This is a genomic window from Rhodophyticola porphyridii (assembly GCF_003688285.1).
In the GTDB taxonomy this organism is placed as follows: Bacteria; Pseudomonadota; Alphaproteobacteria; order Rhodobacterales; family Rhodobacteraceae; genus Rhodophyticola; species Rhodophyticola porphyridii.
Window position 1 is genome coordinate 20,101 of the sequence record NZ_RCNT01000004.1, and the last position, 13,844, is coordinate 33,944.

The 13,844-nt window shown below is 63.6% G+C and carries 14 protein-coding genes; 10 read left to right on the plus strand and 4 right to left on the minus strand.

All coding sequences use genetic code 11. The features are described 5' to 3' along the window. Window positions 1-77 precede the first annotated feature (77 nt). Window positions 78-983: a LysR family transcriptional regulator gene (locus tag D9R08_RS08965; RefSeq protein WP_121897721.1), complete on the minus strand. Its 906-nt coding sequence runs from the start codon at window positions 981-983 to the stop codon at window positions 78-80. A 148-nt stretch (window positions 984-1,131) separates the two neighbouring features. Between D9R08_RS08965 and D9R08_RS08970 the strand changes: the two genes are divergently transcribed. From D9R08_RS08970 to D9R08_RS09015, 10 genes are read left to right on the plus strand one after another with little or no spacing between them, the layout of a single operon-like run. Next, window positions 1,132-2,166, plus strand: a complete 1,035-nt coding sequence (locus tag D9R08_RS08970) for an ABC transporter substrate-binding protein (protein ID WP_121897722.1) — start codon at window positions 1,132-1,134, stop codon at window positions 2,164-2,166. Window positions 2,167-2,182: 16 nt separating this feature from the next. After that, window positions 2,183-2,965: an ABC transporter ATP-binding protein gene (locus tag D9R08_RS08975; protein WP_233557376.1), complete on the plus strand. Its 783-nt coding sequence runs from the start codon at window positions 2,183-2,185 to the stop codon at window positions 2,963-2,965. Further along, complete coding sequence (locus D9R08_RS08980; protein ID WP_121897724.1) at window positions 2,965-3,780, plus strand: ABC transporter permease; 816 nt, start codon at window positions 2,965-2,967, stop codon at window positions 3,778-3,780. The genes D9R08_RS08975 and D9R08_RS08980 overlap by 1 nt, the downstream gene beginning before the upstream one ends. A gap of 29 nt (window positions 3,781-3,809) precedes the next feature. Continuing rightward, complete coding sequence (locus tag D9R08_RS08985) at window positions 3,810-5,177, plus strand: FAD-dependent oxidoreductase (RefSeq protein ID WP_199709309.1); 1,368 nt, start codon at window positions 3,810-3,812, stop codon at window positions 5,175-5,177. Window positions 5,178-5,193: 16 nt separating this feature from the next. Then, window positions 5,194-6,360: a CaiB/BaiF CoA transferase family protein gene (locus D9R08_RS08990; protein ID WP_121897725.1), complete on the plus strand. Its 1,167-nt coding sequence runs from the start codon at window positions 5,194-5,196 to the stop codon at window positions 6,358-6,360. Beyond that, entirely contained in the window at window positions 6,357-7,130 is a 774-nt protein-coding gene (locus tag D9R08_RS08995; RefSeq protein ID WP_121897726.1) for an enoyl-CoA hydratase-related protein, read from the plus strand. Before D9R08_RS08990 ends, D9R08_RS08995 begins: the two co-directional genes overlap by 4 nt. Before the next feature lie 2 nt (window positions 7,131-7,132). After that, window positions 7,133-7,483, plus strand: a complete 351-nt coding sequence (locus D9R08_RS09000) for an indolepyruvate ferredoxin oxidoreductase subunit alpha (protein WP_121897727.1) — start codon at window positions 7,133-7,135, stop codon at window positions 7,481-7,483. Next, window positions 7,483-8,352, plus strand: a complete 870-nt coding sequence (locus D9R08_RS09005; protein WP_121897728.1) for a dihydrodipicolinate synthase family protein — start codon at window positions 7,483-7,485, stop codon at window positions 8,350-8,352. The genes D9R08_RS09000 and D9R08_RS09005 overlap by 1 nt, the downstream gene beginning before the upstream one ends. A 14-nt stretch (window positions 8,353-8,366) precedes the next feature. Next, on the plus strand, window positions 8,367-9,803 hold the full coding sequence (locus D9R08_RS09010) for an aldehyde dehydrogenase family protein (protein WP_121897729.1): 1,437 nt from the start codon (window positions 8,367-8,369) through the stop codon (window positions 9,801-9,803). Between the two features lie 4 nt (window positions 9,804-9,807). Continuing rightward, window positions 9,808-10,260 carry a deoxycytidylate deaminase gene (locus tag D9R08_RS09015; protein ID WP_121897730.1) on the plus strand — a complete coding sequence of 151 codons (453 nt, stop codon included), beginning with the start codon at window positions 9,808-9,810 and terminating at the stop codon, window positions 10,258-10,260. 13 nt (window positions 10,261-10,273) lie between these two features. On the opposite strand, the gene D9R08_RS09020 is transcribed toward D9R08_RS09015, so the two are convergent. Genes D9R08_RS09020 through D9R08_RS09030 form a run of 3 tightly spaced genes read right to left on the minus strand, consistent with a single transcriptional unit; the run spans window position 10,274 to window position 13,835 of the window. Further along, the gene (locus D9R08_RS09020; protein ID WP_121897731.1) at window positions 10,274-12,079 is read right to left on the minus strand and encodes an ABC transporter ATP-binding protein; all 1,806 of its coding nucleotides are present in this window, start codon (window positions 12,077-12,079) and stop codon (window positions 10,274-10,276) included. Next, complete coding sequence (locus D9R08_RS09025; RefSeq protein ID WP_121897732.1) at window positions 12,076-12,894, minus strand: ABC transporter permease; 819 nt, start codon at window positions 12,892-12,894, stop codon at window positions 12,076-12,078. The genes D9R08_RS09020 and D9R08_RS09025 overlap by 4 nt, the downstream gene beginning before the upstream one ends. Continuing rightward, complete coding sequence (locus tag D9R08_RS09030) at window positions 12,894-13,835, minus strand: ABC transporter permease (RefSeq protein WP_121897733.1); 942 nt, start codon at window positions 13,833-13,835, stop codon at window positions 12,894-12,896. Before D9R08_RS09030 ends, D9R08_RS09025 begins: the two co-directional genes overlap by 1 nt. Window positions 13,836-13,844 lie beyond the last annotated feature (9 nt).

Genomic DNA, 13,844 nt, shown 5'->3' on the forward strand with positions numbered 1-13,844 from the left:
TCCGGCGGATGTGAACGGCAAGGGCTCTGACAGACGCTGACCGCATGGCGGCCGTGCAACCGCCCACATGTGGGTCTTCAGCTGTCGAGGCGAAGAGAGCGGAGGGATTTGGACAGCGCGCGGGCCAGCAGATGCTGAACCGGCAAGAGCCCCGTCCGCGCCGAGATCAGCAGCCCCATCCGAAGCTCCCGCAGCAACGGCGAGTTTATCCCAACATAGCGCAGACGCCCGTCCTCGATCTCGTCGACGAAGCCGATCTTGGAATAAATGCCGACACCGCCGCCCTTCAGGATCATCGCCTTGGCCAGCGGCAGCGAGTTGGTGGACAATTGCGTGGAGATCTGCGCGCCCATGCCCCCGACCGCCTCATTAACGAAGGAGCGGTGGGACTGGGAATCGTATGAGCGGATCATCGGATAGGGGACGAGATCGTCGAATTCCAGAAGGTCGCGCTCCGCCAGGGGATGATCATGCGCCATGATCGCACCGATGGGCGTGGATTTCTCGGCCTGGCAACGGACATCGGGATGCAGATCGTTGCTGAATGACAGACCGATATCCGCCGTTCCATCGGCCACCGCCTGCATCACGTCATGGGGCTCGGCCGTCTGGATCGTATAGCCTACCTCAGGGTAGGAGGCCCTGAACGTGTCCAACACCTCGGGCAACACGCTGAGCGCGACGGAATCGAGCGTCGCGATGTTGATATGGCCGGTGCGCATATCGCGGATGTCTTCGACCATGTTGATGATTCTCTGATAGTCGAACAGCGTGTTGCGGCAGTGTTCCAGCACCACGACCCCGGCTTCGGTCAGCGCCACCCCGTCGGCATGGCGGTCGAACAGACGTATCCCCAGCTTGTTTTCCGTGCTGATGATTTTCCGGTTGAGCGATGACGACGACATGTTGAGCACCGCGGCCGCTTTTCGGATGGAGCCCTGCCGGGCCGTTTCGTCGAAGTAATTCAGAAACCTGTCATGCATCGCCCTGCCCTTCGGTGAACGGTTTCGGGAAGCGATGCAGAAAATGCATCACCATTCGCGCAAATTGAACCTATATGCAGCGCTTCGCCTGTGTCTAGAGTTTCCCAAACCAACGAAAAAACTCTTCAACCCACGGGAGCCCCTGATCATGTCTCACCCAATCAATCGCCGCTCATTCCTGCAAACCACCGGCGCCGCGGCGGGCCTTGCCGCAAGCGGCACCATGATGTCGGTGCTGCCCGCTCGTGCCGACGGGCATGCCTATACCATCCGGATGCAACTGGGCTGGCTCGCCTCCAACGGCATCATGGGCGAAGTCATGGCCGATCATCTGGGCTATTTCGAAGAGGAAGGCCTGGCGCTGGAAATCATTCCCGGCGGCCCGAACATCGATGGGGTGCCCTCTGTCGCCTCGGGCGTGAACAACTTCGGGTCCATCTCGTCCTCTCCCTCGCTGATGCTGGCGCGCTCCGCCGGGCTGCCGGTCAAATGCATCGCGGCCGGATACCAGCGCCACCCGTTCACCTATTTCTCCCTTGCCGGAAACCCGGTGCGGACACCGCAGGACCTGATTGGCAAGACCGTGGCCACGCAAGGTACCGCGCGTATCCTGCTTCGCGCACTTCTGGCCCATAACGGGATTGCGGAGGACGATGTGGAGGTTTCTGTCATGGGGGCCGACATGAACGCCCTGATGACCGGGCAGGTGGATGTCGTCACCGGCTGGACCACGAATGTGAATGCGCTGTCGATCCTCGGTGATCAACGGGTCGATCTTGCGCTCTGGGACGGCGGCATCCAGCTTTACGCGAACCCCTATTACACCACCGACGCCATGCTGGCCGAGCATGGCGACAAGATGCAGGCGGCCATTCGCGCGATCTCCCGCGGGTGGGGTGCGGCGCATGACGATCCGGAGGCCGCGGTGGAGGCGCTCGTGGCCCGCTATCCGAACCTCGATCGGGACAGTGAAATGCTGGCCGCACCGCTGGTGCTGGATTTCTCCTTCAACGCGCAGACGGCCGCGGGCGGTTGGGGCGTGATGACCGAAGAAAACTGGCAAGCCCAGATCGACATCTATGACCAGCTTGACCAGTTCGCGAACGGCGCCCCCGCGCTGGACGATGTGATGACGCTCGAAATCCTCGAAGCGACGGCGGACACCCGCCCGACCCACGGCTGACCCGATGGAAGGGATCGTGCAAGACCCGCAGGGAGGCCACCATATCGCGGCCGCCCTGTCGGGGGCCAGCGTAACGTTCGGGAGCTTCACGGCCTTGTCCGATATCTCGCTCGAAATCGGCGCGGGCGAGTTCTGGACCATACTGGGTCCGTCAGGTTGCGGGAAATCCACGATGCTGCGGCTGGTCTCCGATCTGGTGCCGCCCGCGGCCGGCACGGTGGAAATTCTCGGCAAATCGACCGAGGCCGCGCGGTTGGCGCGAGAATTCGCCTTTGTCTTTCAGGACGCGACCCTCCTGCCATGGCGCTCGGCGCTGAAAAACGTGGAACTGCCGCTTGAAATGGGCCGCAAGCGCGGGATCGACATTCCCCGCGGCGAGCGTACACCGCGGGAACTTCTGGAACTTGTGGGGCTGAAGGGACGCGAAGATGCGCTTCCCCATGAGCTTTCGGGCGGCATGCGCCAACGCGTCGCCATCGCCCGGGCGCTGGTCTGCCAGCCGAGACTGCTGCTGATGGACGAGCCGTTCGGTGCGCTGGACGAGATGACGCGCGACCGGCTGAACATGCAGCTTCTGGAAATCTGGCGGGAGACCGGTGTGACCTGCCTGTTCGTCACCCATTCCATCCCGGAGGCCGTGCTGCTGGGGCAGAAGGTGTTGATGCTGCGCGCCCATCCGGGCCGGGTGAAGGAGGTCGTGGAGATCGACCTGCCCGAGCCCCGGCATGTCGAGCTGCGCGAGACACCGGAATTCAACCGCTACTCATCCTATCTGCGCAAATCGCTGGAGGACTGCTGATGACCGTGATTGAAAGCCTGCCCGAGACGGTCGACGCCAATACCGCGCCGGAGCCGCGCGCGCAGTCTCTCCATCTACGCCGGCTCACCAACGCGGCCGTTCCCTTGGGTACTGCGGCGGTCCTGCTGCTGATCTGGCAGTTTGGCGTCCGGTATTTCGACGTGCCAACCTATATCGCCCCGGCACCCACAGATGTGGGCGCGGTCTTTCTAGAGGAACTGCCGCTTCTCATGCGGAATTTCTGGCCGACCTTCACGGTCAGCATCGTAGGGTTTCTTGCCGGCAATCTGGCGGCGATCCTGATCGCGGTGACCTTCGTCCACAGCCGGGTCATGGAGCGCGCCTTCTTTCCGATCGCGGTGTTCATAAATACCATTCCCATTCTGGCGATCGCACCGATCCTGGTGCTGATCTTCGGCCCGGGACTAACCGCGAAAGTGGTGATCGCTGGGCTCATCTGCTTCTTTCCGACGCTGGTCAACATGGTGCGAGGCCTGCAGTCGGTGAACCCGCAGACCCTTGAGCTGGCGCGGATCCTCTCGGCCTCGAAATCCGAGATCTTCTGGAAGATCCGCCTGCCCTCTTCCCTGCCGTTCCTGTTCTCGGCGCTGAAGATCGCCGCCACGACCTGCGTGATCGGGGCTATCGTCAGCGAATGGATCGGTGCCGATGTGGGCCTTGGCGCACTCATTATCGACAGCACGTTCAACTATCGCTCACCGCTTCTCTACGCCACCGTGTTCCTGTCCTCAGGTCTGTCGGTGCTGCTCTTCGCGTCGGTGACGATCGCCGAAAAACTCGTGGTGCGCTGGTAGCGCCCCAAACCCCTGAGGGAGGACTGAATATGGCAGATCGCCAGACAACATTCGTGAGCGTCGCGGGCGCTGAACTGCCTGTTGTCGCCGATTGCGACGTGGTCGTGGTGGGCGCGGGGCCGGCTGGGCATGCAGCAGCGGTTTCGGCCGCGCGCAACGGCTCGTCCGTGACGCTTCTGGAGCGCTATCACCATCTGGGCGGCATGGCGTCCGGCGGCATGGTTCTGGTGCTGGACGACATGGTGAACGAGGGCAACGAGATCGTCACCACCGGCATCGTCAACGAATTCGTCGCAAGGATGGAGCGGCAGAACGGTGCGGTCTACCCGCCCACCGAGGATTGCCAGACAAATTGGGAAATGTGGCAGAAATGGTCCCGCTGGGGCTGCATCGATTTCCACAAGGCGATGATGCCGCAACCGATCATCCATGCGGTGGCCTTCGATCCGGACGCCTGGAAGCGGGTGAGCCTGGACATGGTGAAGGAGGCCGGGGTGAAACTGCGCACCCATAGCTGGTTCTCCGACGTGCTGATGGAAGGCGGGCGCATCACCGGCGTGATCGTCCAGACCAAGGAGGGCCGTCAGGTCATCCGTGCGAAATACGTGATCGATGCGACCGGCGATCTGGACGTGGGCAAGGCTGCGGGCGCGGAATACACCGACGGGCAGTACATCGTGACGACAGTGTTTAGGCTTTGCGATGTTGACACCGACAAGGCGATCGCCTTCGAGTTCGCCGAGCCTGAGGAATACAAGAAGCTCGATCGCCAGGCGCGCCGCGCGATCGGCGGAGCTTGGGGCATGTGGTGGCTTAAGACGCCCCTGCCGGGCATCGTCTGGTGCAACTGTCCACACATGCCCGGCTATGATGGCATCTCTGTCAACGACATGGTCGCGGCCGAGTATGAAGGCCGCGAGCGGATGATGAACCTGCTGCATTTCGCCCGCGAGAACCTGCCCGGTTTCGAGAATGCCAAGATGCTGGGGGCCGCCGAGCAGATGGGCATCAGACAGACGCGTCTTCTGCGGGGCGAATACGTGGTCAGCAAGGATGACGTGAAATCGCGGCGTTATTTCAAGGATACTGTGTGCCGGGGTCGGGACTACTACACCCCCTACCGCGCCCTGTTGCCCAGAGGCATAGACAATCTGATCGTGGCCGGACGGCATTACTCCGTCGACAGCGACGCGCAGAAGATGAGCCGCGAGATCCCGCCCTGCATGGCGCAGGGGGAAGCGGCCGGTATCGCCGCGCATCTTGCGCTCGATGGCGACAAGGCCTTCCGCGACGTGGATCACAAGGCGATCCAGAAACAGATGCGCGCGCAAGGCGCCGATCCGGGCGACGTACCGTCGGCCAATGCGCTGATCGAAGATCCGGTCGCGGCAGAATAACCAGAGGCAAGAACCCATGTCAGAGACAGTCATGCCGCTTGGCGGCGTCAGAATAATCGACTTCACACAGGTGATGCTCGGACCCTGCTGCACGCAGATGCTGGGCGATTTCGGCGCGGATGTGATCAAGATCGAGCGTCCCGGCGCGGGCGATCTCAGCCGCTCCTTCTATGGTGAGCGCAGCGAGGAGGCGATGAACAACGCGGTCTTCGCCTCGCTGAACCGCAACAAGCGGTCGGTCACGCTGGACACGAAATCCGAGGACGGGCGCAAGGCAGCGCTCGACCTGATCAGGACGGCCGATGTGGTGGTGGACAATTTCCGCGCGGGCGTCATGGATCGTCTGGGCTTCGGGTATGACGCGCTGAGCCGGATCAACCCGCGGATCATCTGCGCCAGCGGCACCGGCTTCGGGCCCGAGGGGCCTTATGCCCACAAGGGCGGGCAGGATGTGCTGGCCCAGGCCATGACCGGGGTGATGGAAAAGACTCAGGACCCTTCGATCCCGAAATCGATCTATCCCACCACGCTTTGCGACTACTCGGCGGGCATGCATCTGGTTCAGGGCATCATGGCGGCCCTTCTGATGCGAGAGAAGACGGGCAAGGGCCAGAAAGTCGGTGTCTCACTTTATGACAGCATGATCGCGATGCAGATGCAGGAGGCCGCGCAATGGTCGAAACATCGCGAGGTGCTGAACTGGGCCGCGATGCCGCTGACCGGTGTGTTCGACACGACGGATGGCGCCATTGTGATTGTCGGGGCCTTCAAGACGAACCCGTTGCAGGATATCTGCACCGCGCTTGAGATCGCGGATCTGTCGCCGGAGTACCCGACCCTTTCCGACCAACGCGCAAACAAGCCGTTCCTGCAGGAGACATTCCGAGTCGCGATTGCGCAGAACACCTCCGCCTACTGGCTGGAGCGGCTGGAGGCGGTGGACCTGCTCTGCGCGCCCGTCCGCTCGCTTGGCGAGGCGCTTGAAGACCCGCAAACCCGGATCAACGACATGCTCTGTCCGGTCGATCACCCGGTGCTCGGTGAGGTCACGCTTGTGGGCAGCCCCGTGCATCTGAGCGCCGCACCGCTGCGTGTGCGTCATCTGCCGCCCCGACTGGGCGAGCATACCGAGGAGGTGATGCAGGACCTGGCCGCGCGGCTTAGGACCGAGGCTGCCGAATGAGCGTTGTTCTTGACGTGGACGGCCATGTGGCGCGGGTGACGATCGACCGCCCGGCGCGGATGAATGCCATCGACGCCGCGACCCATCGCCGTCTGGCGGACATCTGGGACGAGATCGAAGCGGATACAGAGATCCGCTGCGCCGTTCTCACAGGTGCCGGCGAGCGCGCGTTTTCCGCAGGCGCCGACCTGAAGGATGATACCGGCCTCTCCGGTGAGGAGTACTGGAAGGGGCTGAGCGCTGGCGGCTACCGCGGCATTTCCCTGCGGCAGATGTCGACCCCCGTAATCGCACGGGTGAACGGGCTGGCCCTTGGCGGCGGGCTGGAGATGGTTCTGGGCTGCGACATCGTGATTGCCGCGGATACCGCGCGCTTCGCCCTGCCGGAGGCCAAGGTGGGCCGGGTTCCGCTGGATGGCGGCATGGTGATGCTGCCCCGCCTTATCCCGCGCAATATCGCCATGGGCATGATGATGACGGGCCGTATGGTGCCCGCCACGGAGATGGCGGGATATGGCCTTGTGAATGCCGTCGTGCCCTTTGCCGAACTGGATGCGGAGGTGGACCGGTGGGTCACGGATGTTCTGGCCTCTGCCCCGCTCAGCCTTCGGGCGATCAAGGCGGTCGCGCGCCGGACAGCCGCGCTTCCGCTCCACGAGGCCTATGAGACAGGAGCGCCCGAACTCGCCGAGGCGCTGAGATCGGACGACGCCCATGAGGGTGTGGCCGCCTTCCGCGACCGGCGCGCACCGGTCTGGCGAGGGAGATAGGCATGGCCCTCGTGATCCTCAGCGCCTGCGTGGATGTGAAGGACGGGATCTGCACGACCTCCTGCCCCGTCGATTGCATCTATGAGGGCGAGCGGATGTTCTACATCCACCCGACCGAATGCATCGAATGTGGCATGTGCGAGTCGATCTGCCCGGTCGACGCGATCCGCTACGATGATGAGGTGCCCGAAGGTGAAGAGGCCTATGCCGAGATGAACACGGCCGTCTTTCTGGATGTCGACGGCAGGGTCTCCGAACCCGGCGGCTGGCACAGGGGAATGGAGCCGGTCCGCGATGCGCCCGATCTGGCCACTCTGTCGGCGGCCCGCGATATCAGGGAAGAGGTAAGTTGATGCAAGGCGTGATTGCGGCGGTGCCGACGCCGGTGGACGCGGCCGGAGCCCCCGTGCGCGATTTGTTCGCGGAGCATTGCCGGTGGGCGTTGGCCAATGGCTGCGACGGGCTGAACATTCTCGGCTCCACGGGCGAGGCGAATTCCTTCGACACAACAACCCGCCGCGCGGTGATGGGTTGGGCGACGGAGGCCTGCCCGGCGGAGCGCCTGATGGTCGGGACCGGCACGCCCTCGCTTGCAGAAACGGTCGCGCTGACGGAAGCTGCCGACGATCTGGGCTATGGCGTGGCACTTGTGCTGCCACCCTATTACTACAAGCCCGCAAGCGAGGCCGGACTGATCGCGTGGTACATGGCGCTTCACGCGGCGCTCGGGGGTCGGCCGATCCGGATCCATTTCTACAACTTCCCGCAAATGACGGGGCTGAACATACCGGTCCCGGTGATCGCTGCGCTCGCAATGCGGGCCCCCGAACGCTTCACCGGGATCAAGGACAGCTCCGGCGATCTGGCCTATTGCGCCGGGATCGTGGCGCTTGGGCGCGATCTGGCGGTTTTTCCAAGCTCCGAAACGGTACTTCCCCATGCCCGGCCGGACGGGTTCGCGGGCTGCATCTCCGCCACGGTGAACGTTACCGCACCGCTTTGCGCGCAAGTCTGGGCGAAGAACGGGGAAGGCACCGCCGATCTTTCCGAAGAGATCGCCCGCCAACGCGCGGCAATGGCGGGACCGAGCCTGATCCCGGCCGTCAAACACATGGTAAGCCGCCGCACGGGCGATCCGCGCTGGCGCCACACTCTGCCCCCCTTGCGGCCGCTGCCGGACGGTGCGGCCCGTGATCTCGAAACCGTTCTCTCTCATCCCTAACCAACGGAAAAACAATGCCCAAGCACATGTCCCTGATCGATGGCCAATGGGCCGATTTCGGCAACTACCATCCCGATATCAACCCGGCCAATACGGACGAGGTGGTCGGGGAGTTTTCTTATGGAAATGCCGATGCGGTAGATCAGGCCGTGGCCGCGGCCAAACGTGCCGCGCCGGGTTGGGCCGCGACAACGCCGCAGGTGCGCCATGACCTGTTGGCCGCCGTCGGCAATGCACTGGGCGCGAATGCCGAAAACTACGGGCGCATTCTGGCCCGCGAGGAGGGCAAGACGCTTGCCGAGGCGACCGGCGAGGTCGGGCGCGCCTCTCAGGTGTTCAAGTTCTTCGCCGGTGAGGCGCTCCGGCTTGGGGGGCAACTGCATCCATCCGTCCGGCCCGATATCGATATCGAGGTCACGCGGGAGCCCATGGGCGTCGTCGGTCTGATCACGCCCTGGAACTTTCCCATCGCGATCCCGGCCTGGAAAGCCGCGCCCGCGCTGGCCTTCGGCAATTGCGTGGTCATGAAACCCGCCGATCTGACCCCGGCCTGCGCCCATATCATCGCCAGTCTTCTGAACGAGAACGGCTGTCCGCCGGGTGTGTTCAACCTTGTCTACGGGCGAGGCTCCGTCGTGGGCGAGGCGTTGGTCAACCACCCGGATGTGGCGGCGATTTCCTTTACCGGCTCGGTCGCGGTGGGCAACCGCATGGCGGAGACCTGCGGCAGGCTCCGCAAGAAGCTTCAACTTGAGATGGGCGGCAAGAACCCGATGGTGGTGATGGACGATGCCGATATGGACACCGCCGTCTCCGCCTGTCTGAACGGCGCGTTCTTTTCCACCGGACAGCGCTGCACGGCGTCCTCCCGGCTGATCGTGGAGGCCGGGATACACGACGCCTTCGTCGACAAACTCCGGGCTGCGATGACCGCGCTGAGTGTTGGGGATCCGCTTGACGCGGCGACGCAGATCGGCCCGGTAGTCGATGAGAAGCAACTGGCCTCCAACCTGAAATACGTGGATCTGGCCTCGCAGGAAGCCGCTGAGGTGATCGGCGGGGAGCGGCTGGAGCTTGCGACGCCCGGCTTCTTTCAGGCACCGGCGCTCTTTCTCGGCACCACCAACGACATGCGGATCAACCGCGAGGAAATCTTCGGGCCCACCGCATCGGTGATCAGGGTGGAGGATCTGGAGGAAGCCATCACGGTGGCCAATGACACCGAGTTCGGCCTGTCTTCCGGAATCTGTACCAGCAGCCTGAAGACGGCGCGGGAATACCGGCGCCGCGCGCAGGCGGGGATGGTGATGGTAAACCTGCCGACCGCGGGCGTGGATTACCATGTACCCTTCGGCGGGCGGAAAGGGTCCAGCTACGGGCCGAGGGAACAGGGCAGCTTTGCGGCCGAATTCTACACCACGGTCAAAACCGCCTATGTCTTCGCGGGGTGAGCGCATGACCACAGACGCAATCTGGACGGCACGGTTCATGGGTCTTTGCGACCACGTTGCCTCCTGGTCCGAGGACCGGGACCGCCATGTGGGCTGCGTCATCGTCGGCCCCAAAGGCCAGGAGGTGCGCGCGACGGGCTACAATGGCCTGCCGCGCGGCGTCTCGGATGCCGACGAGCGGCGGTTCGACCGGGTGAGCGGAGAGAAATTCTTCTGGGGCGAACATGCGGAGCGGAACGCGATCTACAACGCCGCCCGCATCGGCGTTCCGCTTCAGGGCTGTACGCTCTACGTGAACCGTTTTCCCTGCGCCGATTGCGGGCGGGCGATCATCCAGTGCGGGATCGTGCGGGTGGTAAGCCCGCCGATCCCCGAAAACGACGGGGCGCTCGACCACAGTTTTCAGGTCTCAAGGCAGATGCTGGCCGAAGCGGGAATTGAGGTGGTGCACCCCTGACGGCGCGTCGGCTTCAGCCTTCCCGCAGCACCAGATGGCCGGGTCCGACCGTGTCGTAACGTGACGGTTCGGGCGTGTAGCTCAGCGGATGCATCGGCGATGGGATCGGTTTGAAGTTGAGATCCCCGATCTGCTTGCGGTCGCGCGGATTGGCAATCGGCACCGCCAGCATCAGGGATTTGGTGTAGCTGTGCTGGGGGTTCTCGAAAACCGCGGCCCGGGGCCCGATCTCGACAATCCGGCCCAGATACATCACCGCAACGTTGTGGCTCACCCGTTCCACGACGGCCATATCGTGACTGATGAACAGAAACGACAGGCCCAGATCGGCCTGCAGCTCCATCATCAGATTCAGCACCTGCGCCTGCACCGACACATCGAGCGCCGAGACAGCCTCGTCCGCGATGATCAGCTTGGGCGACACCGACAGCGCGCGGGCAATCGCGATCCGCTGGCGTTGCCCGCCGGAAAGCTCGTGCGGAAAGCGGCGCATATAGGCGCGCGGCAGTTCAACCCGGTCGAACAGGGCCGCAACCCGGTCCTGCAACTCCGATCCGCGGGCCAGATCGAAATTGCGCAAGGGTTCGGCCACCTGCGCCGAAAGCCGCATGTAGGGATTGAGCGAGGCAAACGGGTCCTGAAAGATCATCTGCATGTCGCGCCGCAGGATTCGCAGGTCGCGATGGCTGGCGGCCAGAACATCCTTGCGGTCAAGAATGGCCGAACCGGATGTCGGTTCGACCAGCCGCAGAATGGAGCGGCCGCAACTGGACTTGCCGCAACCGGATTCTCCCACCAGCGACAGCGTTTCGCCCTTGTTCAGCGTGAAGGACACATCCTCCACCGCGTGGACGTTGGCCACATGACGCCGCAGAGGGCCGCCCTTGACCGGGAAATAGGTGGTCAGGTTGCGCACCTCCAGCAGAAGCTCGGGCGTCTCACGCGGTGTGATGGGTTTCGGCGGCGCGGTGTCGCCCACCAGCCGAAGGGGTTCCGGCGCTGCCTTGCCCCGCATCTCGCCAAGGCGCGGAACGGCGGCCAGCAGCGCTTTGGTGTACTCCGCCTTGGGGTTGGCGAATATCTCCTCCACCGGCCCCTCTTCCACAACATCCCCGCGATACATCACCACGACCCGGTCGGCGATCTGGGCCACGACCGCCATGTCATGGGTGATGAACATCACCGCCATGCCGGTTTCCCGCTTCAGCTGATTGATCAGAGCAAGGATCTCGGCCTGTATCGTAACGTCCAGCGCGGTTGTCGGCTCGTCCGCGATCAGCAGGCGGGGGTGGCATGCCATGGCGATCGCGATCACCACGCGCTGCCGCATGCCGCCCGACAGTTCATGCGGGTATTGCTTCAGCCGCCGCTCCGGCTCGGGGATGCGCACCTCTTTCAGCAATTGCAGGGCCCGCTTGGTGGCCGCCTGCCCGGTCAGCCCGCGATGCACGCGCAACCCGTCGGTCAACTGCCGTTCGATCGTGAAGACCGGGTTCAGCGACGTCATCGGCTCCTGAAAGATCATCCCCATTTCGTCGCCACGAATGTCCCGCATCGTGTCGGCATCCGCCTGCGCGAGATCGATGGCGCCGTTTTCCCCTGCCAGGGTCATCCGGCCATCGACGATGGTTCCGCCGCCGAATTCCACCAGCCGCATCAGCGACAGAGAGGTGACCGACTTGCCGGACCCGCTTTCGCCGACGATACAGACCGTTTCGCCGGGATTGATCGAGAAGCTGACATCCTTGACGGCGGTGACCTCCTCGTCGCCCTTGCCGAAGGTGACGCGCAGCTTCTCGATATTGATGATCGGGGTCATGACTGGGTCCTCGGGTCTAGCACGTCGCGCAGGACATCGCCGAACATGTTCAGGCCGAGCACAGTGATCGCGACGGCCGCTCCGGGGACAAGGGCGGTCCATGGCGCCACGTCCAAATAGTCGCGGCTGGCCTGGATCATCAGCCCCCAGCTAGCGTCGGGCGGCTGTGTCCCCAGCCCGAGGAATGACAGCCCCGCTTCGGCGAGAATGGCGAAGGCAAGGCTGATCGTGCCCTGTACGATGATGGCGGGCATGATGTTCGGCAGGACATGGCGGATGATCATCTTGAGATCCGAGGTGCCCGCGGCACGGGCGGCTTCGACATAGGGCATCTGCGCCACGCGCAGCGCCTCCCCCCGGATGATACGCGCCAGAAACGGTGTGAACGCGATGCCGATAGCGATGATCGTATTGGTCAGGTTCGGACCCAGAACGGCGCTGATCGTCAGGGCCAGGAGCAGGGCCGGAAAGCTCAGCAGCGTGTCGACCAGCCGCATCAGCACATTGTCGATCACCCCGCCGTAATAGCCAGAGATTATGCCGAGCGGCAGGCCGATCACCACGCTCATCAGCACCGCGGCGCCCGCGATCATGACCGAGGTTTGCGCCCCGAGCACGACCCTGTAAAAGAGATCCCGCCCCAGTTGGTCGGTGCCGAAGATATGATCGAGCGAGGGGCCCGACAGCCGCGCACGCATGTCCATTCTGGTGGCGAATGTATCGGGGATGAAGATCGGCGCAAGTATCGCGACCAAGAGCATCGTGATCACGATACCCCCGCCGAGCAGCCCCTTGCCTGTCATGAAACTGCGCATCAGCTCAACCGGATCCGCGGGTCGATCACCACATAGAGCAGATCGACGAGAAGGTTTGTCAGCATCACGACCGCGGCGATGACGAAGACCGAGCTCTGGATCAGCGGGATATCCCGGTTCAGAAGCGCCTGATAGGTCAGCCACCCCATGCCGGTGTAGTTGAAGAGGCTTTCCACCACGATGATCGAGCCGAAAAGATACCCCACCTGCAGCCCCGCCACCGTAAGAACCGGACCGATGGCATTGCGCAGCCCGTAGCTCCAGACGACTTCCCGCTCGGCCAGCCCCTTGGCGCGGGCGACACGGATGAACTCCTGTTGCATGATGCCGATCATGGTGGAGCGGGTCATGCGCGTCAGATGCGCCATCAGCCCGAGACCGAGGGCGAGCGACGGCAGAAAGGCGTGACGGATGGCGCCAAGCAAATCATCGGCGGGATGGACGAAGCCGCTGGACGGGAACCACCCCAGAGCGCGTGCGAAAAGCAGGATCAGCATGATGCCCCAGAAAAAATCCGGCAGGCTGACACCGACCAGAGCCGAGGTGCTGGCGGTGCTGTCCTGCCAGCGGTCCCGATGGATCGCGGCCCATACGCCGAGCGGGATCGCGAAAAGCAGGGCGATGGTCATCGACATAACAACGATCACGCCGCTGGCCACGACCTTTTGCGCGATCAGCGGTGCGATCGGCTCCCTGAAGACAAGGGAATGGCCCCAGTCGCCGGTCAGAAGCCCGCCGATCCAGCGGCCATACTGCACGATCAGCGGATCGTTCAGGCCAAGGCTCTCCCTCAGGCCCGCCAGAGCCTCCGGGTTCGATTGCGTGCCCATTATCATCATTGCCACGTCGCCGGGCAGGATGTTCGTGACCGCGAAAGTGATCACCGAAATCAGGAACAGTGTCAGCAACACGGACAGCACGCGGTTGATGATGTAGGCCATGGGCACCCC